This window comes from Agarivorans aestuarii (assembly GCF_019670125.1).
Taxonomy (GTDB): Bacteria; Pseudomonadota; Gammaproteobacteria; order Enterobacterales; family Celerinatantimonadaceae; genus Agarivorans; species Agarivorans aestuarii.
In genome coordinates, this window is the sequence record NZ_AP023033.1 from 3,426,557 (window position 1) to 3,450,486 (window position 23,930).

The 23,930-nt window shown below is 44.4% G+C and carries 21 protein-coding genes; 11 read left to right on the forward strand and 10 right to left on the reverse strand.

Features of this window, described 5'->3' with window-relative positions; genetic code table 11:
- Window positions 1–106: 106 nt before the first annotated feature.
- Window positions 107–1,408: an anaerobic C4-dicarboxylate transporter gene (locus K5609_RS15960; protein ID WP_163130566.1), complete on the reverse strand. Its 1,302-nt coding sequence runs from the start codon at window positions 1,406–1,408 to the stop codon at window positions 107–109.
- A gap of 313 nt (window positions 1,409–1,721) precedes the next feature.
- Between K5609_RS15960 and K5609_RS15965 the strand changes: the two genes are divergently transcribed.
- Complete coding sequence (locus tag K5609_RS15965; RefSeq protein WP_221074519.1) at window positions 1,722–2,141, forward strand: GNAT family N-acetyltransferase; 420 nt, start codon at window positions 1,722–1,724, stop codon at window positions 2,139–2,141.
- A gap of 17 nt (window positions 2,142–2,158) precedes the next feature.
- On the opposite strand, the gene K5609_RS15970 is transcribed toward K5609_RS15965, so the two are convergent.
- The 3 genes from K5609_RS15970 to K5609_RS15980 form a co-directional block, all read right to left on the reverse strand.
- Complete coding sequence (locus K5609_RS15970) at window positions 2,159–4,822, reverse strand: family 14 glycosylhydrolase (RefSeq protein WP_221074520.1); 2,664 nt, start codon at window positions 4,820–4,822, stop codon at window positions 2,159–2,161.
- A gap of 196 nt (window positions 4,823–5,018) precedes the next feature.
- Window positions 5,019–5,489, reverse strand: a complete 471-nt coding sequence (locus tag K5609_RS15975; RefSeq protein WP_040307453.1) for a methyltransferase family protein — start codon at window positions 5,487–5,489, stop codon at window positions 5,019–5,021.
- A gap of 13 nt (window positions 5,490–5,502) precedes the next feature.
- Complete coding sequence (locus K5609_RS15980) at window positions 5,503–6,045, reverse strand: hypothetical protein (protein ID WP_221074521.1); 543 nt, start codon at window positions 6,043–6,045, stop codon at window positions 5,503–5,505.
- Between the two features lie 1,055 nt (window positions 6,046–7,100).
- Here K5609_RS15980 and K5609_RS15985 point away from each other — a divergent pair.
- Complete coding sequence (locus K5609_RS15985) at window positions 7,101–8,030, forward strand: pyridoxal-phosphate dependent enzyme (RefSeq protein ID WP_221074522.1); 930 nt, start codon at window positions 7,101–7,103, stop codon at window positions 8,028–8,030.
- Here the strand turns inward: K5609_RS15985 and K5609_RS15990 are convergent.
- On the reverse strand, window positions 8,027–8,782 hold the full coding sequence (locus tag K5609_RS15990) for a hypothetical protein (protein ID WP_221074523.1): 756 nt from the start codon (window positions 8,780–8,782) through the stop codon (window positions 8,027–8,029). The genes K5609_RS15985 and K5609_RS15990 overlap by 4 nt on opposite strands.
- A 118-nt stretch (window positions 8,783–8,900) precedes the next feature.
- Window positions 8,901–9,617, reverse strand: coding sequence for a substrate-binding periplasmic protein (locus K5609_RS15995; protein ID WP_221074524.1), 717 nt, complete (start codon window positions 9,615–9,617; stop codon window positions 8,901–8,903).
- Window positions 9,618–9,823: 206 nt separating this feature from the next.
- Between K5609_RS15995 and K5609_RS16000 the strand changes: the two genes are divergently transcribed.
- A complete protein-coding gene (locus K5609_RS16000; protein WP_221074525.1) occupies window positions 9,824–10,858 on the forward strand; it encodes a DUF2157 domain-containing protein in 1,035 nt (344 codons plus the stop codon).
- A gap of 233 nt (window positions 10,859–11,091) precedes the next feature.
- Window positions 11,092–12,723 carry a methyl-accepting chemotaxis protein gene (locus K5609_RS16005; protein ID WP_221074526.1) on the forward strand — a complete coding sequence of 544 codons (1,632 nt, stop codon included), beginning with the start codon at window positions 11,092–11,094 and terminating at the stop codon, window positions 12,721–12,723.
- Window positions 12,724–12,876: 153 nt separating this feature from the next.
- Here K5609_RS16005 and K5609_RS16010 read toward each other — a convergent pair whose 3' ends face one another.
- Window positions 12,877–13,824, reverse strand: a complete 948-nt coding sequence (locus K5609_RS16010; RefSeq protein WP_221074527.1) for a LysR family transcriptional regulator — start codon at window positions 13,822–13,824, stop codon at window positions 12,877–12,879.
- A 354-nt stretch (window positions 13,825–14,178) separates the two neighbouring features.
- Here K5609_RS16010 and K5609_RS16015 point away from each other — a divergent pair, with 354 nt between their 5' ends.
- Both K5609_RS16015 and K5609_RS16020 read left to right on the forward strand, forming a co-directional pair.
- Window positions 14,179–15,303 carry an efflux RND transporter periplasmic adaptor subunit gene (locus tag K5609_RS16015; RefSeq protein ID WP_221074528.1) on the forward strand — a complete coding sequence of 375 codons (1,125 nt, stop codon included), beginning with the start codon at window positions 14,179–14,181 and terminating at the stop codon, window positions 15,301–15,303.
- Window positions 15,300–18,401, forward strand: coding sequence for an efflux RND transporter permease subunit (locus K5609_RS16020; protein ID WP_221074529.1), 3,102 nt, complete (start codon window positions 15,300–15,302; stop codon window positions 18,399–18,401). Before K5609_RS16015 ends, K5609_RS16020 begins: the two co-directional genes overlap by 4 nt.
- Window positions 18,402–18,434: 33 nt before the next feature.
- On the opposite strand, the gene K5609_RS16025 is transcribed toward K5609_RS16020, so the two are convergent.
- Window positions 18,435–18,752, reverse strand: coding sequence for a heavy metal-binding domain-containing protein (locus K5609_RS16025; protein ID WP_221074530.1), 318 nt, complete (start codon window positions 18,750–18,752; stop codon window positions 18,435–18,437).
- A gap of 197 nt (window positions 18,753–18,949) precedes the next feature.
- Between K5609_RS16025 and K5609_RS16030 the strand changes: the two genes are divergently transcribed.
- From K5609_RS16030 to K5609_RS16045, 4 genes are all read left to right on the forward strand, one after another.
- Complete coding sequence (locus K5609_RS16030; RefSeq protein ID WP_221074531.1) at window positions 18,950–19,351, forward strand: hypothetical protein; 402 nt, start codon at window positions 18,950–18,952, stop codon at window positions 19,349–19,351.
- Window positions 19,352–20,421: 1,070 nt separating this feature from the next.
- Window positions 20,422–20,631, forward strand: a complete 210-nt coding sequence (locus K5609_RS16035) for a hypothetical protein (protein WP_221074532.1) — start codon at window positions 20,422–20,424, stop codon at window positions 20,629–20,631.
- Window positions 20,632–20,715: 84 nt separating this feature from the next.
- Window positions 20,716–21,111 carry a hypothetical protein gene (locus K5609_RS16040; RefSeq protein ID WP_221074533.1) on the forward strand — a complete coding sequence of 132 codons (396 nt, stop codon included), beginning with the start codon at window positions 20,716–20,718 and terminating at the stop codon, window positions 21,109–21,111.
- A 76-nt stretch (window positions 21,112–21,187) separates the two neighbouring features.
- Window positions 21,188–21,643, forward strand: a complete 456-nt coding sequence (locus tag K5609_RS16045) for a hypothetical protein (RefSeq protein ID WP_221074534.1) — start codon at window positions 21,188–21,190, stop codon at window positions 21,641–21,643.
- Window positions 21,644–21,895: 252 nt separating this feature from the next.
- Here the strand turns inward: K5609_RS16045 and K5609_RS16050 are convergent, their stop codons facing one another.
- The gene (locus K5609_RS16050) at window positions 21,896–22,408 is read right to left on the reverse strand and encodes a pyridoxamine 5'-phosphate oxidase family protein (protein ID WP_221074535.1); all 513 of its coding nucleotides are present in this window, start codon (window positions 22,406–22,408) and stop codon (window positions 21,896–21,898) included.
- Window positions 22,408–22,923: a heme utilization cystosolic carrier protein HutX gene (gene hutX / locus K5609_RS16055; protein WP_220718739.1), complete on the reverse strand. Its 516-nt coding sequence runs from the start codon at window positions 22,921–22,923 to the stop codon at window positions 22,408–22,410. Before hutX ends, K5609_RS16050 begins: the two co-directional genes overlap by 1 nt.
- A 180-nt stretch (window positions 22,924–23,103) precedes the next feature.
- Here hutX and K5609_RS16060 point away from each other — a divergent pair, with 180 nt between their 5' ends.
- The gene (locus K5609_RS16060) at window positions 23,104–23,928 is read left to right on the forward strand and encodes an energy transducer TonB (protein ID WP_221074536.1); all 825 of its coding nucleotides are present in this window, start codon (window positions 23,104–23,106) and stop codon (window positions 23,926–23,928) included.
- The last annotated feature ends 2 nt before the right edge of the window (window positions 23,929–23,930 follow it).

Consider the following 23,930-nt stretch of genomic DNA (forward strand, 5'->3'; position numbering starts at 1 on the left):
GCAAAAAGCTACAAAAACGCCCATTACTCTTATTGCTTTAGGTTAGAACCTTGCGATAAGGGCAATGGGCGCAGCGGCCCCGCTTAGGCTAGTATCAAGCTTATTGCTAGAGAATGATCTCGGCAAATATAAAGCCTAAAATAACCGAGCTAGTAATGGTAGCAACACCAGGAACAAAGAAGGGATGGTTAAATACCCATTTGCCAATTCGAGTAGAACCAGTGTCATCCATTTCTACGGCTGCTAACAAGGTTGGGTAAGTAGGTAATACAAACAGCGCGCTAACTGCGGCAAAAGAGGCAATCGCCGCTTCTGGGCTTACACCTAGCATAAAGGCTGAAGGCATTAATGCCGCGGTAGTAGCCGCTTGTGAATACAACAGCATACTGGCAAAGAATAAAATCAGCGCCAACATCCACGGATGCTCTTCTAATAAACCGCCCGACAAGGCTTTAATCTCTTCCAAATGACCCGATACAAAAGTATCGCCCAACCACGCTACACCAAGTACACAAATACAAGCGCTCATGCCCGATTTAAAGGTAGCGGCATTTAGTACTTCACCAGTATCAACCTTGCAAAACAGCGCAATGGCGGTAGCAGCCGTTAACATAAACACCATGATGGCTTCGTTACGTGGCAGGGTTGGGTTTTCAATTAGTCCAACAGCATCGCTAATGGCCGTGGCGTAAAACACTACCGCTACAATCGCCACCAAAAAAATAAGCACCGAACGTTTGGCGCTGGCCGGTAACTCGCTGGCTTGCTTATCACGCTGGCTAACTAAGCCATGGGCTAAACGCTCTTGGTAAATAGGATCGTCTTTTAACTCTTTGCCCATAAATTGAGCAACAAAGGCACCCACCATACAGGCTAAGAAAGTGGCTGGAATACATATCATCAGCAAGCTGATGTAGCCCACGCCTTTATCTTCCAACATGCCACTCATTAGCACTACTGCAGCAGAAATAGGCGAAGCGGTAATGGCGATTTGCGAGGCAACAACAGCAATGCTTAAGGGCCGTGAAGGGCGGATCCCCTGCTCTTTAGCTACCTCGGCTATCACCGGTAAAGTTGAAAATGCAGTATGCCCGGTGCCAGCAAACAAGGTCATAACGTAAGTGACGATGGGGGCAAGAAAGGTCACCTGTTTGGGGTTACTGCGCAGCACGCGCTCGGCAATATTTACCAAAAACTGTAAGCCGCCCGCCACTTGCATGGCAGCAATGGCGGCAATCACCGACATAATAATTAAGATCACTTCAATAGGAATAGTGCCTGGGGTCATGCCCAAACCAAGGGTAAGAACCAGTACCCCTAAACCACCCGCAAAACCAATTCCAATGCCGCCTAATCGGGCACCTAAAAATATGGCTGCTAATACCACCAGCAACTCAATTGTGATCATAATTCCTCCCACGCTTTAATTGCGACGCACTTTACGTGAAAGCCAACGCCAACAATAGATGATTAAATCAAACTAACGGCAAAAATCAGACAAATAAACCCAAAAATACAAAATCAACAGAACTTAAATCCATTTAAAATGTAAGGGAAATATCATTTGTTTTTAACCTATATGCAGCATTTGTTAGTAAGACTAGCACTAATTATGTCTATGTATTGATTAAATTTTTGACAAAACAATGATAGAAATTTGCCATGAAAATCCTAACAGCGAACAAAGCAAACAACTGTTAAAAGCCCAAGCCGATTCCTTAATGAAATTAACTGGAAACAGCGCGGTTGAATGTTTTAATGAAAGTGAGTTTTTAGCTGAAGATGCAGTATTTCTATTAGTTAAACGTAAGGGTGTAGCCCTCGCCTGCGGTGGTTTTAGGTATCTACAACCAGGTATTTGTGAAATGAAGCGAATTTACTCGCATCAGGCTGGATTGGGTAAGGTTATTTTGCAAGCTCTAGAGCAATACGCTGTAACTCTGGGTTATCAACAAATAAATTTAGCCACCCGTAACTCAAACACTCAAGCCATCCAGTTTTACGCTAAACACGGCTACCGAGCTATCTCGCCTTTTGGTGTTTATAGTCACCATCCTCATTATTTGAGTTTGGCTAAATCACTCGCCAATGCTGAGCAGACGCTAAGCATAAAAAAAGCGCAGCTTAGTCGCTGCGCTTAATCAATATTACTCATCTATCAGCTAATGCGGTTAATCAGCTTTCTTAGCTCACGCATTGGCGTTGGCTCATCATCAAAGAAGTTTTGCATTCTTAACAAGGTTAAACCATCGTAGCCAGGTGCGCGCGTTAGCGCTCGTGCCATTTGCTTCCAACCCTGCTCGCCATATAACTCACCAGCAAGGGCATTTTCACCCATCAGTGATACTTGGCATTCGTCCGCTGCATCGGCCATCCAGTCCACTAAATCAGCTGCGCGAGAATAACCTTCATAGTCTTTGTTTATCATTTCTAAACAAGTGAAATGAATCGCGGCACGCGCTTGCTTGCCTTCTGGCAACAAGGCTTTTAGCAAACCAAGATATTCTTGTTGGTTATTGCTGCTTAGCGTTGGGTGCACCGCAATTAAGCCAGCAGTAATTTCGGCCGCACGTGGCAATTCGGGGTCACTCACTACCCAGTGAATGCCTGGAATTTTAATCCCAATAGGTACCTGACCAAATGAGTCATCGTCAAACACGCCCAGCGCATTTTCAAAAATACGTCGACCATGAGCCACCAAGGCTTTGTGGTACCAAGTTAAAAACTCGCGCGCCCAAGAGTTATGAATATAGCGCTTGTGACTAAATAGCCAATCTGCATCGGGTATTTCGGCTTGTTCAAAACTGTCCCAAGTGAAGCCAAAGCTGCCATTTAGCGCGGCAATGCTGTGGTACTTCTCTTTTAAGTAACGCAACCAATCTTGTTTGGCTAAGCGGCTGTAACACTGCAAGGTGCCGCGGTTAGGGTAATTACCCCAATCGTGGGCGTTGTAGCTTGGATAACGCAACTCACCGGCAGGGCCTAGGCTTACGTTGATTTCATCCATCAAACCAGCTTGGTTAATGTAATGCTGCTTAAAGGCTTCCATAAAGCGCTGGTAATAAGGCATCACAAATTCGTCGGCCCACAGCGATACGTACTCCATGGAGGCATCACCGGTTTCCGAAACATATTGCAGATCTTGCACCGAATTTAGCTGATCGTTACTCTCTAGCAAACGGCCCCACAACCACAAGGGAATGGCTTGCATAAAGTCATCGTTCACATTGCCGCCCGCCTGGTGGAACGACAAAATAGGTACCCATTGCAAACCTAAACGCTTAAGCAGGCTAACTACGCGATCGTAATAACTCCAGTCAAACTTTCCTGGCTTGTCACCTTCAACCAAACCCCACCAAATATCGGTAGAAATAGCGGTAACACCAATACTGCGAAGCTGGCGTAGTTGCGCTTCAAACTGTTTCCAGTTTTCTTCATCCAGCAACTGCTTTTGGTTGGCCACTTTAAGATGTAACGGCCCCATAACACGGAATTGCTTTTTACCTAATTGCTTAGTTTCGGCAATTTGATACTTAAACTTATTTAATTGCGACAAGCGGCCTTTAACAATCGCCTGCTCATTAAGCTGCGACATATCGTTAAAGATCCAGCCTTCAAATGCACTGCCATGTAATACCGAATGATAGAGCTGATCCCAACCAGGGTGGCTAGCCAGCGCCTGTGGTTGCGAGTTTTGCACTAATGCCGGTATTTTAAGCTTACGCATTGCAGTAAGTAAGGCTTGGTTAACGCGAGTGGCATGGCTTGATTCTGCACCACTGGCCACAATTAACAAACGACCTGCAGCTTGAACATGCCAATACTCTAATTGAGCAATGTGGTAATCGAGCAACTGCGGGCGATCTAGCCACGGCTGTGGATTAATCCCGGTTAAACAGCCCAACCAAGGGTGATCACTGGCAGTAAGCTCTGGCATAGGAATGTTTAAACACAACTGGCTGTGCGCCCATACATCAGCAAATTGCTGCTCAGCAGTGGCCAATACCTTACCCACATAGGCTTGCCAATTGCTGGCATACCATGCATTAAACTCTTTAAAGCAGGTATTACTAGTTTTGTTCTTGTAACAACGGCTTAGGGTTTCAGCCAGTTGTTCTTGCCAAGGCGTATCGCCGTTTAGCTCCCACAAACTCAACCACGCTTGTTGCGAACCATATTGTAGCTGCATGTCGTCGGCTAAGGCTGCCAATGCTGTTGGGCTAAAGCTTTGATAGATAGGTTGGCCATCACGCTCGCCCCAAGGAATACAAGCCTCGCCATTTGGGCCTAAACCCAGTAATAAGGCATCACAACGTGGGGCAAACTCGGCCATGTGCTGGGCAAAGCAGCCCATCCATTGGCCAAACATGTCCACCAAACCAGCTTCAGCCCATAAACTTGGGCTTTGGGTATTGTCGCGGCCATATTGGTTAACGTACTTAATCGCATCAGCGCTTTGGTTTTTCGGCAAGGCGGCCAGCATAGAGCCCCAAAACCAATCAGGAAGACGTTGTTCAACCCCTTGCTGGGTATCGGAAGAAAAGAACAACTGGTATTGCAGCTTAAAGCCATGCGACACCAAATGCGCAGACAAGCGCTTAAGAGAGGCCCAGCACTCTGCCTGATCTAATTGTTCGGCACTAAATGGTGCGATATAGCGCCAATGCACTGGCACTACCAAGGCATCTACGCCATTTTGGCGCAAATTACGAAGTTGTGGAGATAAGCTCTGAAGCTGAGCTTGATTACATGAAGCGGCATACTCAGCCAGTGGTAAAGAACCCTTTACCCAAGCTTTGCGTGCTGAAATTGGATTAGCCATGTTTAGCTTACTCTAAAAAAACTGTGCTAGTTATCCCTAGTCCGCGTCTTAACAGCAAGGCTGCAAAGCTTTTCAGCTGAACAAAAGGAGATCGAGATCACATTACATATTGGCTGTAGTGTAGCCTAAGTGCTTAATTTACCAAATTGATCTGGCTTAAAAGTCACTCCGTAAAGTTAAAAAACCTGCACTTTTGCTAAAGCCAACGTCGAACATTGCGGCAATATTGCAGGTATTGTTCATTAAATTGCTGCGTAAGTAGCTTTTCTTCAGGCTTTATCTGTAAACGATTGATAAGCAGCACAAACACTACGCAGCTTAATAAGCTTAACCCCGCTTGCAAATGTAAACACCAGGCCGTTAACAGTAGCAGCAAACTTAAATACATTGGATTACGGCTATAACGATATAGCCCTTCCACGACTAAATGCTTACTGCGTTCCGGGTGATGAGGATTGATAGTTGTGTGTTTTCTAGCAAAACCAATCAGGCTAGTTACTGCGATAAATGCCGCCAAAAACACCAAAGGCCACTGCAGCTTTACCAAGCCCAATGGCAGTATTAGCCAACTCCACTGCGTACTTAAGTGCGCCAAGCCGTAAGCTATAGCTACACATAACAATAGCCAAAGGGGAGGAGGAACCAACAGTTCTAAGCGTTTAAGCACTAAGCCTCTCTAATTAGTTATCGGCGTTATCGGATTTTTCCACTTGCTGATAAATATAGTGCCCTCGGCCAGTAATTGCAGTATGAAATAGATTCTGGAAAGGAAACAAACGCTTTTTAAGGTAATAAGTAAAACCGGCAAACAGTGCACTTAAAGCTACATTAATTAGCCCTTCTAGCTGAAAGATATAGGGCAAACTCTGATAGATAGAAAAGCCCGCAAATACCATCAACAACAAATAACCATTAGCTGCATTTTTGTAGATCATAAAAATAATTAACAAAGGCACCAAGGCTGGCATTAGTAAGGCCATTAACAACTGGGCACTCACTTGTTCTGCGGCCATTAGGCCAAATACCAATTTACTGAGCACCATAAACTGCAGTACTGCCAGCAAAAAGGCTTTCTGCTTGGAATACTGCTGCAAGGTGCCGGGCTCGGGAATAGAGGCTAAGGCTTTAGTCACCTTTCGCAGATTCCACTGCTGCTGTTCTGCGTGTTCGTAGACTTGTTGTTTGTTTAGCCCTTGAGCTAGTAATTGATCAACTTGTTTCATTGCACCTCCGTAAAGACTCACTTTACCTCAGTAAGCACATTAGCGACATCTTCAGGCGCACAAATAGCAACTAGCATAAGCCACAAAACAGATCCGATAATCAGCCAAGGATCCTTAGTACAAATTACATACAGCTAAGCATAAATCAGCGCTTTACTCTTGATTATCGCCAAACTTATTCACATAAGCGCAAGTTATTAACATTTAATCGTTCTACGCAACCAAATCATCTAGAGAATCGAAATACTTTAAACTGAGAAAATACGCAATATGCTATTGAGTTACTACCGTTTTACAGTGCTTATCTCTTAAGCAAGCTGCTGTAATAGCGCTCAGCTTGCTTAAGCCAACAGCATAAAAGTAACAATTATTGAACACTCCTGTGAAAAAACACGCTTAGACTAGTACTTCACTATCAGTAGCTTAGCTTGCTTATTTGCGATACAGGTCAATATAGACTTAGTTTTTTAGCCATTACATTCTAAAAACAAGGCTCATGAAACGTTCTATTTTTGTATTTATTTTAACTAACAGAAAAATGTCAACGCCACGAAACAAAGAAGCAGTAAAAAAGAATTTTTTACTAATTTTAGGTGACATTATTGACGCTAAAAACCGATCCGCTGCAAGCCACTAACTTCACCGCGTAGAGAATTTTATCCACAGCTTTGTGCACTGTTTTTGTGGGAAAAGCTGTTTGGATTATTCAGCTTATTTCAGTGAAATATATTGTAGTGAAGGAAATAGGCAGTTGTTACTCTCATTGACAAGTAAAAAATCAACTAAGGCTTCTATTTTTATTTGTTAACTAAGTCTTGTCATCCACATAAATCTAATCTTCCGCGCCAATGCTGGGCTGCGCCTAAGATCACCAGCGGATCGCCAAAACTTTTGATAGATCTTTTTGCCTAAAATTTATTGTCACTAAGTTTTCACAATTGAATGCAATAATAAGCAGTCATCCAAGTTGTTGTCTCACAATCATTAAATTGCTTTGCCACTGAATCAAGTCAACGTAAACTAATCACCACAGACTCATCACATTTGGTTGCCTGTTGTTTAAGCCATCTCCGGTACAGTTGGTACATTTTCAGCATAAGAAAATCTACGTAAAGCGAGATGATTTACTGCACCCGCAGTTCTCTGGCAACAAAGCGCGTAAGTTCTACCACTTCTTAAATCACCCGCAACCGGGCGTAAGCACCCTGGTTGGCAGTGGCTCTGCACAAGCCAACTCCCTGTATTCCTTGGCTGCGTTGGCAAAGCTCAAGCAGTGGAAATGCGAGTTCTACGTTGACCATATTCCCAGCTGGCTAAAGCAAAACCCTTGTGGCAACTATCAAGCTGCTCTAGAGCTAGGCGCGCGGATCATTGAAGTAAGTAGCTTGCATCGACAACAGCAAGCTAATTTAGACAGTTTTATGCAAACCATTGTTAAGCCAAGCTTATCGCCGCAGCAATTGTTTATCCCTGAAGGTGGCCGTTGTGAATACGCCCGAGAAGGGGTGGTTACCCTAGCGGAAGAAATTGAACAGTGGCAGCATCAAAACCACATTGGTCGTTTAAATGTAATGCTGCCAGCGGGCACCGGTACTACGGCCTTGTTTTTGAATGAATATTTTAGTCAAATGAATCCCTGCATAAGGGTATATAGCTGCGCCTGTGTTGGAGATGAAAACTACCTAAGCCTGCAATTTACCCAACTTAATAGTAATACCTCCACCCACCCAATTATTCTGCCGCGTGAAAAGAAGTATCACTTTGGCAAGTTATATAAAGAACACTACCAAACCTGGCTAGACCTTAAGCAGCAAACCGAGCTTGAGTTTGAACTGCTCTACGACCCCATTGGTTGGCAATGTTTAATGCGCTTTCTTGAAGAACCAGCTGATGACACCCCAACTTTATATATTCACCAAGGTGGTTTATTGGGTAACCAAAGCATGCTGCCACGTTATAAACGTAAATACCCCGAATTAACTTAACGCCAATCTAACCAATAACTGTAAGGAAACCTTTCGGACAAACTCACTGTTTCTTGATAGTGAGGACTAGGGCTATTTAAGCACTCAGTGCCATGAAACTCGGGTTCGGCCCAGCCAGTATTTTCGTCCAGGTATTCGCGGCTATAACCCCAGCGGCCACAAGACAAAATGGTGTCATAGCCTTGGTCTCGTTGGCACACCACGCAGGTTTCAAACTCCACCATGATATCTTGGCCTTCTTTACCTAAGGCGTCAGACACAAAAGGCGTATCATAAATTGCTAAGGTAGAAGCCCTAGAAGGCGGCTCATTCCAAGGTTTATCGCTGGTATCTGCAGGCGTTTGGTGCACACCACTGCCATGTTCTAGTGGAGAGGCGTCATAAAAAGGTTCTACAAAGCTAGACGGCGCATCAATTTGCGCCCTCTGTTCATCACCTAATAAGCGGCGATTAGTGGTGCGAATTTGCAGCATTCGGTATTGATTACACTGGGCTTGGTTGGCTAAGTCTAACTCACCTAAACGATTGGCAAATAGGTGGATTTCTAGACCTACTCCAGTAGCGTTATCGCGTGGAATATAGGACGCTTGTTGGCGACTGCTGTGATACCAGGCTTCTGAAAAGACCAATACGCCCAGCGTTTGCTGCTGATAAGTAACCGGGCACACCTTGCCCACCCATAACTCTTCAGCGACTAGAGCTGAACTTAAGCTGCAATAGCTTAGTGTTATCCATAAGCAAGCTCGAGTCATAAGCCATTCCCGCAACCACTTTCATGCAAATGTCATTTAAGTGTAGTCGCTATGACACAAGCTAATAGTAAAGAGCGAGCTTTAAATCATTACAAGCGCTAGCTTAGAAGGCTTAATGCTAGCGTTCTTGAATCGCTTTAGGCAGGTAACTCTCTACAATATCTTGAATTTCGCCACTTTTGAGAAGCTGTTGTACGCTCAGCTCAATATCTTGCAAAATTTGCTCGGCATTGGCGGTATTGGGGGCAATAGAAATAGTGATATATGACTTCGTCGAAGTTAAATAAGCAGGCTGGGCAAGCTCAATATCCATCTCTTGTGCTAGATTCGAAATAAGCCCAAGGTTGCCTGCAAAGCCATCAACTCTCCCAGCCTCTAACAACTTAAGCGCCTGTGAGTAGGTCGACGCCGACAGCATGGTCACTTGCCCCTGCTCGGCTGCATCATACAACTTTGGCCCATAAACTTTGCTAGCCCCTCTTAACGAAGCCACCCTTTTACCCTCAAAGTTATCCCAGGTAAATGGCTTGTCCGCTAGGCTAACTACTGCCGTTTGGAAACTGGCTACGGCAATTGGCTGGTGAATCGATTGGTCGAACTTTTTATTGGGAAACAAGCAAGAAATCACCACTCCTTGTTCGTTATGCAGCAGCTCATTTACAATTCTTGGGTAAGGAACCACCGCAACTTTGGCATCATCTAAGGCCAAACGCTGAGCAACAAGCTTAAGTATATCGGCATAATAGCCTTTCGGCTCACCGCCTTCCTCAAAGCCAGCGGGTTTAGAGTTCAAGGCATAAAAACGATAGAACTCGCCTGAATGCTTGGCGCTCAAACAGCTGCTAAAGCTAAAAATAATTATGGCTATCAGAAACTTAAGCGCCATAGGCTAATCATGTCCGTCAACATTTAGGATAAGTAAGTAAAGCGACAGCTAGGCTTATATGTCAAGTAAGCCTAGGGGAGATATTTTTGACAAATGACTTAGTTTTCTTAAAAGAACAATGGCAAGCTGATGAAATGTAGCACTAGGACTCACTAATGACTCAAATTACCCAACGTAAATTACAACAAGCCGTTGAAGCCAATATCATCAACCAGCAGCAAGCTGAAAACTTGCTCAGCTTTTTAGAGCTGCAATCAAACACCACGGCTAATTTCAGCTTTAGTCATTTGTTGTATTACTTTGGCGGATTAATCGCTATAGGTGCCATGACCTTGTTTATGAACTTAGCTTGGGAAGGTTTTGGAGGCTGGGGCATCGTTAGCATTAGCCTGTTGTATTCGGTGTTGGCACTACTTCTTTGCCAACGCTTTAAACAACAAGGTCATATAATTCCAGCGGGTTTATGCGCCACTTTTGTTATTTGCCTTACCCCTTTGGCAACATATGGCTTGCAGCAAGCCATGGGTTGGTGGCCCAGCTCTAGTCAATATCATGATTACCACCGCTATATACAATGGCACTGGCTATATATGGAAGCTGCTACCTTGATCGTTGGCCTAGTGCTTTGCTGGCGTTATCGTTACCCCTTTATGTTAATGCCGCTAGCCATCACCCTTTGGTATATGAGCATGGACATCGCTGCCATGTTGGCAGGTGAACGGCCCGACTTTCACTTGCGAAGTCTGGTCTCTTTGTATTTTGGTTTAGCGATGATCTTGCTGGCCTTTTGGGTGGATATACGCAGTCGCCACAGCGCCGATTTTGCATTTTGGCTTTATATCTTTGGCGTACTCACCTTTTGGTGTGGTTTAAGCTTTCAAGAATCCAATAGTGAGTGGGCAAAATTTGGCTACTTTCTCTCTAACTTAGCCTTGATGCTTACAGGGGTTATTCTTGCCCGCCGAGTATTTGTCGTTTTTGCGGCCATGGGCTGCTTTTATTACTTTTACCACCTTGCTGATCAAGTATTTAAAGACAGTTGGCTGTTTCCAATATCGCTAACATTGATTGGTTTAGCGATGGTGTATCTAGGTATTCTCTGGCAGAAACATCAAAAAACAATAAGCCTGCGTTTGCGCGGATATTTACCCTTAGCCTTACAAGAGTTACTCGCCAACAAAATGCATTAGCGCTTAAGGGGGATTGCTTGGCTAAACATCCCTCCTGCACTTTAGTCCTTATGTATGACCAACCAGCCAGTAAACCATGAAAAAATCTAAACCCACGCTCAAATATGTAAAAAAATTTAACATCCATACAAATTTAATTTTGTTTGCCTACAATTTAAACTTATAACTTAGGCTATATCGCTTTGTTTTATATAAGCTAATTATCAGTAATATGTTTGATACGGACGGTAACCATGAATGTTAAGAGTTTGAGATTTAAGTATTCGGTAGTTTTTGCCGTGAATGCTTTGTTATTAATTTTGGTATCGCTGATTGGTTTTAATGTTGGCAAAAGTACTTACAACAGTTTAGTCACCGTAGAGGAAAAGATTCTACCCGCCCTTGCAGCCGTGCTAAACGCTGATAGGGACCTATACCAAGCAAGAGTAGCCGAGCTAGAAGCCCTAAAAGCACCGAGTTCAGCAATCGCTGGTCTCATAGATAATTACCAAGAAAATGCTGAACAAGCCCAACAACGCATGCAAAAGTTTAAAGACTTACTAAGCGACTACCCTGCAGCCACTCAGGGCTTACTAAGTTTCGAGCAAAAATTTAATCAATGGAAGAAACCCAGCAGCGAAGTATTTACCTTACTTAAAGACGGCAAGCAAAAGCAGGCCATTGCCTTAAGTGCCGGCCAAAGTGTGCAAAATTTTGAAAGCCTACGCGAGCTTTACGACATCGCTACCGAAGCCGCCGAAAAACTGGCCGATGATATTGAGCAGCAATCCTCTGCCGATGTAACCAGTCAACTCAGCATGCTAGGTGTTGTGGCAAGCATTGCCGTAGTGCTGTCTATTTTGTTGGCTTACTTTGGACCTAAAATTCTAGTTGATTCAATTACTCGCATTACCGTCCGAATTAATGACATTTCTCAAGGCGATGGCGACTTAACTCAACGCCTAGAAGTGCAACGTAATGATGAAATAGGCGAGCTAGCCACCAGCTTTAACCAATTTGTAGATTTGCTAGAAGGCCTAATTGGCAATGTAAACAAATTCTCGGTGGAGCTTAACCAGTCTATCGCTGGCATTGCTCAAAAATCTGAGCAAACAACCGAAGTCAGTAAAGAGCAAAATCAGTCGGTAGAAATGATAGCCACAGCGGTAACACAAATGGCGGCAGCCATTAGAGAAGTGGCCAATAATGCCAACCACGCCGCCGAAGAAATCAATACAGTGAATAGCCAAACCGAGCAAGGGCAAAACGTTACTAAAGAATCGGTGGAACACATTAGTTTACTCTCAAACACCGTTCAAGAAGCCGCCAATGTAGTTGAAAACCTATCGCAAGACTCCGACCGCATCGCCTCAGTATTAGATGTTATTCGCGGGATTGCCGAGCAAACCAACTTACTCGCTTTAAACGCCGCCATTGAAGCAGCGCGCGCTGGCGAGCAAGGCCGCGGATTTGCCGTGGTAGCCGACGAAGTAAGAAGCCTCGCCAGTAAAACTCAACAATCTACCGAAGACATTCAGAAAATGATTGAAGCGCTACAAAGCGGCGTAACCCAAGCAGTAGATGCTATTAATAAAGGCTCCACAGTTGCCGAAGGCACCGTTGATTTAGCAGGGCAAACCTTAGAAGCGCTTAATCAGATCTTAGAGTCTACTTCTAAAGTGAGCGAGGTTTCGGTCTCAACCGCCACCTCAACCGAAGAGCAAAGTCATGTAACCGAAGATATCGACCGCAACCTAACGGAGCTAGCCGATAAAACCCGCATTAACTTGGAAAACTCCAGCGACTCTTTAGCTGCTGCGCAATTAGCAATAGAGAAAGCGGAACAACTAAACCAGCAACTTAGCCGCTTTAAAGTATCGGTTTAGTTAAATAAGTAACCGGAGTGATCTATCAAGGAGTAAGCAGCAATGCTTGCTCTTTTTTATTGCTATCTAACCTAAACTTGGGATAAGTAAGTGACCATAACTCTGCAGGCCAGTACTTAATCTAGCTTCATGTTTCTGGTGAGATAGTTTGGCTTATTTATATAGCTGTTGGTAGTTGGGTAGGTGCTCAAGCCAAAATGGTGGAGTACCAATATATTGCTGCACAGCACCAATAAACTCTTTCACTAACACCGTTTGCTTGCGATGTGGATACACCGCATAAATGCCTGTATCCATGGTAGAAATTTGGTAGTTGGTAAGCAGTGGCACTAAACCCAAAGTTTCGGTTGAAGCCTCAAGATTAAACAAGTCAATCATGCTGTAGCCTAAACCATCACACACCGCACCCATTAAGGCTCGTACATCGCTTACCTTATAATTGCCACGCATTCGATAGCTTTGATTGGGTTCACTATGTGGAGTTGCACCTAGTTTGATATGATCGAGCACCCGCTCACCATTGCTATACACAACTGCGGGTAACGCCAATAATTGTTCTGGCGTTTCGGGCATACCGTGCTGCTCAACAAAGCTTTTAGAGGCAACCAAAGCAAAGTGAGTATTTGCTAACTTTTTTGCAATCAAGTTAGAGGCGCTCAGCTTTCCAATACGAAATGCCAAATCAAAGTGGTCGGCAATAATGTCTGAGCGGCGATCTTCCAATACCATGCTAATTTTTACCTGTGGGTATTGCTTCATAAACTGCGATACCACGGGTTGTAAGTATTGCTGGCCAAAAAATATTGGCGCGACAATTCTTAAGGTGCCCTTAGGCTCCAGTTGGTAAGAGTCAGCAATAATCTGAATGTCGCCCAAGGTATCTAACAACAGCAAGGCTTTATCGAAAATCTCTTCACCAGCTGGAGTTAAGGAAAAGGAACGGGTAGAACGATTAAGTAGCTGCACACCAAGTTCAGTTTCTAACTTTTTTATCTGCTTAGAGAGCAAAGAATTATCCATATTGTGCAAGGCAGCAGCTTTAACAAATGAACCTTGCTGCACAACATCAACAAACAAAGACAATTGCTTGGTATTCGACATTCCCTCTCCTTAACACAAAGTTTTGACTAGACCGCACATCCACTTACAAGCACTTACTTACAAGCACTTACTTAAACAAACAGGCGCTTGCCAACATACCCTATTTGGCCTATTTACCCTAGAGCAACAACTCAGCTAGGCCGCACAATGGCGCAAACACACACCGCTGTACTTGCACAGAAACAACCTTTGAACAATTCCATCCAGATGCCTTTGTCAGTGTATGTCATTTCCAAAAATACAAAATCGCCAGTAAGTCGCGACAGTACTTACCGCGAGCAATTTTATAATTTGTGCATTGTAAATCATTAAGCGATTAAGCCCCATTTCAACAATAGATGCCAAGGAGCTTTTGTGAAAAAACTGGCGATTAAACCCATCTTAATGGCGATAGGCTTATTAGTACTCTCGTTAGCCACCATTGTAATTTTGGAACCGAAAGCAATAGAAGATGCTCCCGCGAAGGTTGGTTATCTACCTCTTAGCGCGGTAGAGGTAAGCCCCACTAATTATCAGCCCAAATTGTTATTAAGCGGCATTACCAAGGCCCGTTGGTTTAACCAAGTTAAAGCCCAAAGCAGTGGCCAGATTATTAACTTTGATGAGCAGTTAACCCCCGGCAGTTTAGTCTCTAAACAACAACTGTTGCTTAAAGTCGACCCCATTCATTTGCAAGCCGAGCTTAGCGCGGCCTTAAGCCAAATAAAGCTAGCCGAACTTAACTACCAGCGAGAAAAGCACGAACAAACCGTTGCGCTTAGTATGTTATCTAATACAGCCAGTTCGGCCTTTGCTCGACGCGAACCTCAATTGGCGGCAGCCAAAGCCGAGCTAGCCCAAGCCAAAAGCAGCTACCAAAGTATTCTGCAACGCCTGCACGATAGCCAAGTAGACGCGCCGTTTAACGCCATCATCATTAATAGCTACGTTAGCCCCAAGCAGCAATTAGATGTGGGCGATCCACTGTTTGATATAGCTTCAAGCGAAAGCATCGACATTACCTTGCCAGTGTCTGAGCTGCACTGGTCGCGGATTCAAGCCAGTTTAGCCGAGCCGCAAATTACCATTATCGACCGCCAAAATAAAACTTGGCCCGCCAGCGTGCGTTATATTGCGCCACAAGTAGACGCCACCACTCGCCAACGGCAAGTGGTGTTAAGTGTGGCTAAGCCCTATCAAAGCAAACCTCGGCTATTGCCCGAGCAACAAGTAAACATTCAGGTCAGTTTAAGTGTGCAATCTGCGGTGGCCAAACTGCCAATGAGCGCATTAACCAAAGATGGCGAAGTATGGACCATCGACAGCAAGCAACAATTACAGCTTGAACAAGTAACAATTCTGGATGAAAACGAAAGCACAGTATGGCTAAAGTTTGTCAATCAGCCGGAGCAAACTCGCAGCGTAGTAGTTTATCCCCTGCCCTCATTACTACCGGGATTACGCGTTAAGCCAAGCTTTGTGCAGGAGAGCCAAATATGAGACAGCTAAGCCATTGGTTTTTGCATAATAACGTCGCGGCAAACCTCCTTATGCTGGCAATTATTGTGGCGGGGATGCTCTCGCTTAGCCATTTAAGGGTTGAATCCTTTCCTCAAATTGCGCCGTCGAGTTTGGTTATTAGCGTTGCCTATCCCGGTGGAACCGCCGAACAAATTGACCAAAGCGTTACCCAGCGTATCGAGCAAGCCATTGGTGATTTAACTGGCATTAAACAAATAGTGAGCGAATCTTCAGCGGGCTTTTCTCAAGTGAGAGTGCGTAAAACCTCTGGTACCGATTTAAACCGTTTAATAGAAGATGTTCGCAATCGGGTAAATGCCATTGCTAACTTTCCGGTACAGGCAGAAAGCCCGCAAATAAGCCGTGATGAATACACCAACCTTGCAGCATTTGTGATTATCTCCGCCCCTCGGCCCGACCAACAATTGCAGCCGATTGCTCGCCAAGTAGAGCTAGCCCTGAAGAAGCACCCCAAAATAGCCAAAGTTAGCAATTGGGGGGCGCGTATGCCCCTAATTGTTATTGAGCCAAAATTAGAGCAGCTTAAAAACTACCGGCTGAGCTTAGAAGAACTGTCGACACGCATTGAACAAATGTCGATAGAAACCCGCAGCGGTGAACTAAAAAGCGCCCGCGGCCGCATGGTGTTGCGCGGCGATGGCTACGCCGACAATCTGCAAGAACTCAAGCAGCTAGGCATTTTATCTAGCCCAACCGGCAGCGTAACCTTGGGTGATTTAGCCCATGTTTATCGCGATTACGAAGCCAGCGGTTCAATTGTACGTAATAACGGCGAGTCTGCCATTGCTTTGCTCATTAGCACCAGCCAACAAGACAACTTACTCGAAGTAAGCCAAGCGGTTAAACAAGTACTTGGCCAACAAGCAGAGCATTTACCAAATGATGTAAGCCTATCCACCATGGCCGACATGGCGCCCTATATCGAGGACCAACTCAGCCGATTAGCCGACAACGCCTGGCAAGGTTTGCTGATTGTGTTAATTCTGCTGGGCATATTCTTAGAGCTAAAAGTGGCAATTTGGGTAGCGATGGGTATTCCGGTCGCTATCGCGGGTACCTTTGCCGCCATGGGTTTTATGAACTACAGCATTAACGACATCACCCTATTTGGCATTATTTTGGTATTAGGAATTTTAGTCGACGACGCCGTAGTGGTGGGCGAAAGCATTCACGAACAACGCAGTAAAAGTAAGCAAGCACTAAAGGCTACATGGCGCGGCTTAGAGTCGGTCTCTGTTGCTACGGTATTTGGCGCACTAACCACCATTGCTGCGTTTTCACCCATGTTATGGATAGATAACGAGCTAGCCAAATTACTCGCTAGTTTTTCAGCGGTAGTTATTTTTGCCCTGATCTTTTCCCTAATCGAAAGTAAATTGATTTTGCCGGCCCATTTAGCGGCAATTCGCTACCCCTCAACAGCCAATAAGCAATCGGCATCGTGGTTTCGCCGAGTACAACAGCTGGCTCAAGCTGGGCTCAATCGCTTTAGCCAAAAAATCTATAGCCCCATATTGAGCAAAGCCATCGATAACAAAACCGCTACCCTTATTAGCTTTTTTGCCTTAGTGCTTTTAGCTTACGGCTTTTGGTCTACAGGGCTTATTCGTAGTGCTATTTTCCCAGAAATTCCCGGTCGTTATATCAGTGCCAACGTAAGTTTGGAAGACGGCGCTCCACTGCCCCTACAACAAAAAACCTTGTTTAAATTAGAACAAAGCGCACTGCAACTAAACCAGCAAGTTCAAGAGAAATATCAGTTACAGCAACACCCCATTAGCAACCTACTCATTTGGTCAGACGGTTACGGCTCGATAGAAGCCACCTTAGAAATTAGTAATGAAGCGCTTAGCAACTTGCCAAACAACTTATTACTTAATCAGTGGCGCGAACTTAACGGCAGTATAGAAGGGGCTTACTCCAGTGAGTTTACCGCCGACGATGAACCAGCGGGCGGCACTAGCCTTGCCATTAGCGCAGAAGATCGCCAACTTGCAGTATTAGCCGCTACCGCACTAAGCGAACAAGTTAGTCGCCTAGCGGGCGCGCAAGATGTGCGCCACGATGCACGTGGCGGTAGCCAACAATTGCGCATAGAGCTAAACGACTTTGGCCGCCAACTAGGCTTAACTCAACGACAACTAGCACTATTTGCCGGCGGCGCCTTTGGCGAGCGTGAAATCCACCGTTTGTTGCAACAAGGCCAAGAAACCAAAGTTATCGTGCGTTATAACCACAGCCAAAAAACCACTACCCAACAGCTTCTCGCCACGCCGATATTTTTAGAAAACGGCGAATCATTAATGCTGGGCGACGTGGCTAAGCTGCGTTTTGAGCAACACGCAGAAGTGCTCTATCGCCGCAATCAAGAGCAAGTAGTTAATTTGTACTGGCGCCAAGACCGCGGCGTTCAATCACCCGAAGAGGTGCTAGCCAAGCTACACCCCATTTTTAAAGACATTGAACAACGCTACCCAGGAGTAAGCATAAACCCCGATGGCGAGTTTGAAGAGCTAGGCGAGGTACAAGCAGGATTTAAATCGGCCATGATCATGACCCTGCTGTTGATCTACATTTTGTTGGCAGTGCCTTTAAAATCTTATTGGCAGCCGCTCATCATTATGGCGGTTATCCCTTTTGGTTTTGCTGGCGCCATATTTGGCCACGGCATTATGGACTTGCCCTTAAGCATTTTGTCGATGTTTGGCATGATGGCCATGACCGGTATCGTAATTAACGATTCACTGGTGCTCATTACCCGCTTCAACCAATATTACCGCGCTGGCATGCCTTTAAAACAAGCTTTAATTAAAGCCGGCACTAGTCGCTTACGGGCAATATTTTTAACCACCATCACCACCGTGTGTGGCCTGCTCCCTTTATTGTTAGAAAGCGCCGAACAAGCGCAATACCTAAAACCAGCCGCCGTATCTTTAGTGTTTGGCGAGCTGTTTGCCACAGGGGTAACCTTGGTAATTATTCCTACTTTGCTGGGGGTATTTACTCGCCGAGATGTAGCCAAACTCCCGGCAAAAGTGGCCGTGTTTAACTCGTAAATAGAAAACCAATAAAGGCCGAGCCCTCGGCCTTTATTGGCTTAACTTAACGGCAGTGCCAAACACCATTATTTCTGAAGAGCCATCCATAATTGCACTGGTAGTAAAACGGATCCCCACCACCGCGTCAGCACCTTTGTTTTTGGCACTCTCCACCATGCGTTGAATCGCCACATCACGCGCTTCGCTTAGCATTTCGGTATAACCACGAATTTCGCCACCCACTATGCTCTTAAAACCCGCCATAATATCGCGCCCAATATGTTTAGACTGCACCACGCTGCCAGTCACCACACCTAATACTTCGCTAGTAGGTTTGCCGGCTATTGATTCGGTAGTAGTAAAGATCATCTTGATTCCTTAGGTCGAGTGACTTGGTTTGTACTTTGGCATGATAGCTTAAAAGCAAAGCTTCCAGTACTTTCAGCCAATGTTCTACAGACACAACCGCTATTGACAATTTTGTTACTTTTAACGCTAGACAACTGATGTACATAAGAAAAAGTGGTAAGCTATTTTTTGGAAAAGTGTTAACTAAAGAGGGAGTTATGTACAAGGAAGCAGATTTCAAACTAAGCCAAGAAGTGTTTAGCTTTAAAAAAGACTCATATCCTTTATCAAAAATAAATAATGTGAGAGTTAAAAAACTGAGCTTGCTCGATAATTTGGGGCAAATCATCTTTTGGCTATTTATCTTCTCTGGAGCAGTTTGGCTTGCCATTCCAAGCTTAGACAGTTCACCAATTTGGTTAAAGGTTTTAGTCATATCCTTAACGATCATAGGTTTGGTTTTTGGTCTGTATTGTTGTTCAAAATACGCATTACAAATTGAGTTTCGTCATATAGATGAAACGGGAATTCAGTGGATAAATGTTGCCAGATCTTACTCTAAATCTGACCATGTTTTATTTGAGCAACAAGCGGCAATACTGAAGGCTGCGTTCTTATGACATATAAATATCAACCGCAAACGCGCTTACGTAACTCGCTTCGCTCAAACAGTGCTCTGCTTGAACACTTGTCACTTCCGCGACTCGGCAATAATGGAGGAAGTGGGCAGGACGAATAAACACATACCTGCCCCGAAGCGTGTTTAGACAAAGCTATTCATAAGCTATTAACATCAAATTTGACAAACAATAACTAATGCTAGAACTTAACCTTATGGGTTTCAGAGAGGTATATATGGATAGGTTCAAAAGTCTGCTGATGATAGCGATATGCGTGTTGTTGACCTTGTCGCTAATGGAACGATCGATTTTGATAGTAAAGCAGTCAGAGCCAACAACGAGAATCGATTACTTACTTAAAGTTAATAAGATTACAGGTCATCGCTGCTTTATGGTTGATTCATCGATATCGAGAACATACTTGAAAGCCACTGCAGATTTTGAGATCGAAGAGTGTGACTAACTTTTGCCCCATTAGTGATACAGCTTCCTTAAAACTACCCTTAATAAACCTAAGAACCCTGCATTCTTTTGTGCTGACATTCTTGTTATTTTTCGAGCTAGGTGGCTGATGTAACTTAGGAAAGGTGATAATCTGGGTTTTATCAAATGTATGATAAGAGGAAAAATTCCTTGTTTAAACAAGGAATCTTTCCTCTTATTAAGCTGTTAATTGTACTCAATGAATACTTGCACTGATATCGAACTGATAATTTTAATTACCTTTGTCATATCCCTTATAGCAGGGAACTTGGCATCATCTCGTATGCAAAAATTTGCAAAACTAGAAGGCTATGATGGGCCGCAATGGAAGCTCTTATTGGGAGATATCTCACTGCCTGACTCAGTGTTATCTTACAAAGGAAAGTTTTGGCGCAAGGTCTCAATTACACTATTCGTTTGCCTAGCAATCTCAGCTTTTACTATTGGTATTCTAAATACAGAGGGAAGCCAATGCTTTGGCCTCAACAGTTAACAAGCAGCTCTAGTAAGGACGCGCTTTGCGAGCGACTTAGCTGAGGGTTATGTGTAAAAGTATGCGGATTACAATTATCCATCTCGAAGATGATATGCTCATATCAAAAGTGAGTTACGAATCTTGGCGACAAATTCAGGACGTTTATGAGAGCTATAAAGCCTCTTTAGGACCTTGGGATGCTGAAGAGGTTATAGAATACTTGCGCGATGAATACACTAACTTGAATCCAAGCGCAGAGGTTCAAGTAGAGAGTTTGTTACAAGATGCTGAACAGACACGGAAGCTCATTTTCAATGAATAAGTATCAACACATAACAAGCAAAAGCAGCATTGCCCTGCGGGCTGGACTTTCTAATGCTCGCCACTGCTTTAGGCGTTCGATTTCATGAAGAAGACCCGTATAGCTTTTGAACCAGAATTTATTCCGGGTCCAATGACCTTCTGGGTGCACAAACAAGTGGGTGATGTACCCTGGATATATGCAGAGGAATACGAGCCGGCATTACCCAAACCGGTACGTGGATTAGGTTATCCATGTTGTTATGTAGAGTTCAACGGGTTTGAGTTTAGGTTTTGCTCTGTTGCGGAGCTTAAAGAAGCGATACGGGTGCTTAGTCTGAAAAATCTTCCAACTACGCATCAATTGTCAGCGGGCAGAATAAAGGGACCAAATTCTCATTGGCTTAGCCGGCTTCCAGCATCTGTAAAGCCGTGGCGTTACAGGCAAAAAGCGGTCAAGTATCTAATGGAAGCGTTGGCGCAGTTTCAACATGAAATCTAACAAAGCAAATCCACAATCTCTCGTCGTTGCGCTCCTCGCGTGGACAAAGGCCACAACGAGGCGTGATGGAAATATCGTGATCAATCGGCACATCGCAATAACAAATGGAATCATTACGCTGGTAGTTTGGTCATCAATTGGAATATTACTGGCTTCTGACTGGTGGGGTGCACTACCCGCAATGCTATTTGTTTTAGTTCCTATTTCAACCTTGGTATCTTACCGTTCTTCTTTTTTGGCTAAGTCTTTGATTGAAGGGAAGGCAACGCCCAAACTTTACGCAATTGATGGCTTTAAATGGGCTTTTATAGCTGCTGTCATATTTTGGCTTTGGAGTATATCTTCTGAAGTTATGGCTGCTGGAAGTGCGCTACTTGGCGCTAATTGGTGGCAAGTAATAAAGTACATTTTTACAATTTCACTTCCAGTAAGCTTGGTAGTTGGTTTAATTGGTAGTGTGCATGGTGTCGTATTCTTTTATTTAAATAGCTGGCAAATTACAGCTAACAAACAAATCAACGTGGACGAATAAAGCTTGGTTTTACCCAAAACATCACAGCATAAATTACTTTCAAAGCTTGTTTGTCTCCAAAAACAAGTGAGCAACCTGCCGAATTAAACTTAGTCAGGACAATTAGTTGTTTTAAAGGCATAAAAAAAGCTGCACCAATACTAGTGCAGCTACAGTCTAATAAGACCCAAGGTTTCAGCTTTCGCTGAGTGTGGAGAGAGTACTTACGTACAAGGGCAGCTAAGCCCCAACGGGTGTAAAACCCACGGGCAATTAAGCCCGCTTTTTATGCCCTTCCTTCAAGTGCACAAAATCGACATCGTCTAGGCCTTTAATATCAAAGGCTTGACCAAATCCTTTTACATAACGTCCTTTAATCGGTTCTAAAGCAAACAGGCTAAAGTCGGCTAGTTGGCGTAAGTTGCCAACAATTTCGCCGTGGCGCTGTTCGAGTAAATCAATCACTTGCTCGCGCGGTTCGTCGTCTACTTGCTTGGCAATAACGTCGTAACTTAGGCGTTTACGGGCATAAATTTGCTTAGTATCGGCTTCGTCGTCAATTAGCATTACGGCGGCTTTATTGTGAGCGCGCAAGTAATCGGCATGCTTGGAAATATCGCTAATTAAAATGTAAAACGCCCCTTGGTAACAAATAAATGGCGAGTACGAGCTATGTGGGAATTCATCTTCCCCCAGCGAGGCAATCAAAATACTCTGCTTGCTAGCAACAAACTCTGCTATTTCGGGGCCTAGGCGCGATGCCAAGCGTGCTTTTTTATCAATCATTACTGTTGGTTCTCTAGTTCCGTTAGTGCCATGTTTTGCTTTAGCAATTCAAAGCGTTCTACTTGTTCTGGCAACAATACGCGTTTGCGATCTCGCCCTAAATAAATCTTAAATATAGTGCTGCCATTATCATCAAAGAACTGAAAACAGTAACTTTGGGTGCCGCGCAAGGGCTTACTAATTAAGGCAATGCTAGCAATGTTGTCTAGCTTTAAATGGCCATGTAAATGGCTTTGCTTATCCATTAAATTGTAATAACCGTGGCCTGGTTTACCACAAGGAAAGTTATCTTTTATTTCAAATACTGAACCAGCCACTTGAATGATGGTGGTCATTGGTCCCCAGCTTGGGAGATCGTACATTAGCCATTGCAGCTGCTCGTTAGGTAACCAACAGGCCCATTCTTCCGGCAGAGCTTGTACAATTTCTGCTTCGCTGCATTGCGCTTTTTCTGCCAATTGAGCCACACTTAATTCGCTGTGCTGCTCTACTACTTCGGCTGGCGTTAAGGCCATTTAACTCTCCTATCTTGCTTGCTATTAGCGGCTTGTTTGGACAATAGGCCAAACTGCTTAACTGTTTGCCACCTTAACCTAGCAACAAATCAAATGCAAATCATTATCATTTGTATTTACTTATTTTTTGTTTGCCAGTATCCTAGGCCCAATGTCGGGTTAATGGTGTAAGGGTAAAAGATGGGGAAGCTTAGTTTGGCCGTGCTAATTTCAGCGGCTATACATGGCTACTTTATGTATATGCAGCCCAACATCAAAGAGATAACACAAAGTAGTGGCGGCCAAACGGCAGCGCCAAGTTTAAGTGTTGTGGCAATAAATACCTCGGTGGTGGCAACAGAACAAACTGAAACACCTTCAGAAAAGGCCTTAACCCCTGAGACTCTGCCAGTAAAGCCCTTAGTAAAACCAGAGCCAGCAAGCCCAAAGGCGCTAACAAACAAGCCTACACCTCGCCCAGTTGAGCAAAAAACAGCGGAAGTAAAACCTGTAGTAAAGGACACACCGAGTGAAAAACAGCCCCCTAAACCTAGAGAGCAAAATCAACTTGCCCAGCATAAACCGCCGCAGCCGGAGCAAGTTAAAAAGACGCCTACAGAACCCCTTAAACCCGCAGCAAAGCCTGATCCTAAGCGCGAGCCTGTTGAAGAGTTAGACACCGCTCAAGCAAGTGCTAGCCAAGTAAATAGTCAGGCGCAAACCGAGCAAGGTTTGTCTAAATTGCCGCGCATTAATACCCAGCCTCGCTTTGCTCAACCGCCTACTGCGCCAGTGTATCCAAGGGTGGCTAAAAAACGCGGTTTAGAAGGCACAGTAATGGTAGAAGTTTGGTTAGACCCAACAGGTCGACAAACCAAACGTGAAATAAACAGTAGTTCGGGCGTAAAAAGCTTGGACAAAGCGGCATTAAAGGCGGTGAAGCGCTGGCAGTTTAAGGGCCTGATTGTAGATGGCCAAGCTCAAGCTTCGCGCGCGCTTATCCCTATTCGTTTCAATTTGAGTTAAGT

Bases quoted from the DNA above. Each gene is read 5' to 3' on its own strand.
- K5609_RS15960 (WP_163130566.1), bottom strand. From the start codon at position 1,408: ATGATCACAATTGAGTTGCTGGTGGTATTAGCAGCCATATTTTTAGGT.
- K5609_RS15965 (WP_221074519.1), top strand. From the start codon at position 1,722: ATGAAATTAACTGGAAACAGCGCGGTTGAATGTTTTAATGAAAGTGAG.
- K5609_RS15970 (WP_221074520.1), bottom strand. From the start codon at position 4,822: ATGGCTAATCCAATTTCAGCACGCAAAGCTTGGGTAAAGGGTTCTTTA.
- K5609_RS15980 (WP_221074521.1), bottom strand. From the start codon at position 6,045: ATGAAACAAGTTGATCAATTACTAGCTCAAGGGCTAAACAAACAACAA.
- K5609_RS15990 (WP_221074523.1), bottom strand. From the start codon at position 8,782: ATGACTCGAGCTTGCTTATGGATAACACTAAGCTATTGCAGCTTAAGT.
- K5609_RS16000 (WP_221074525.1), top strand. From the start codon at position 9,824: ATGACTCAAATTACCCAACGTAAATTACAACAAGCCGTTGAAGCCAAT.
- K5609_RS16005 (WP_221074526.1), top strand. From the start codon at position 11,092: ATGAATGTTAAGAGTTTGAGATTTAAGTATTCGGTAGTTTTTGCCGTG.
- K5609_RS16010 (WP_221074527.1), bottom strand. From the start codon at position 13,824: ATGTCGAATACCAAGCAATTGTCTTTGTTTGTTGATGTTGTGCAGCAA.
- K5609_RS16020 (WP_221074529.1), top strand. From the start codon at position 15,300: ATGAGACAGCTAAGCCATTGGTTTTTGCATAATAACGTCGCGGCAAAC.
- K5609_RS16025 (WP_221074530.1), bottom strand. From the start codon at position 18,752: ATGATCTTTACTACTACCGAATCAATAGCCGGCAAACCTACTAGCGAA.
- K5609_RS16030 (WP_221074531.1), top strand. From the start codon at position 18,950: ATGTACAAGGAAGCAGATTTCAAACTAAGCCAAGAAGTGTTTAGCTTT.
- K5609_RS16035 (WP_221074532.1), top strand. From the start codon at position 20,422: ATGCTCATATCAAAAGTGAGTTACGAATCTTGGCGACAAATTCAGGAC.
- K5609_RS16040 (WP_221074533.1), top strand. From the start codon at position 20,716: ATGAAGAAGACCCGTATAGCTTTTGAACCAGAATTTATTCCGGGTCCA.
- K5609_RS16050 (WP_221074535.1), bottom strand. From the start codon at position 22,408: ATGATTGATAAAAAAGCACGCTTGGCATCGCGCCTAGGCCCCGAAATA.
- hutX (WP_220718739.1), bottom strand. From the start codon at position 22,923: ATGGCCTTAACGCCAGCCGAAGTAGTAGAGCAGCACAGCGAATTAAGT.
- K5609_RS16060 (WP_221074536.1), top strand. From the start codon at position 23,104: ATGGGGAAGCTTAGTTTGGCCGTGCTAATTTCAGCGGCTATACATGGC.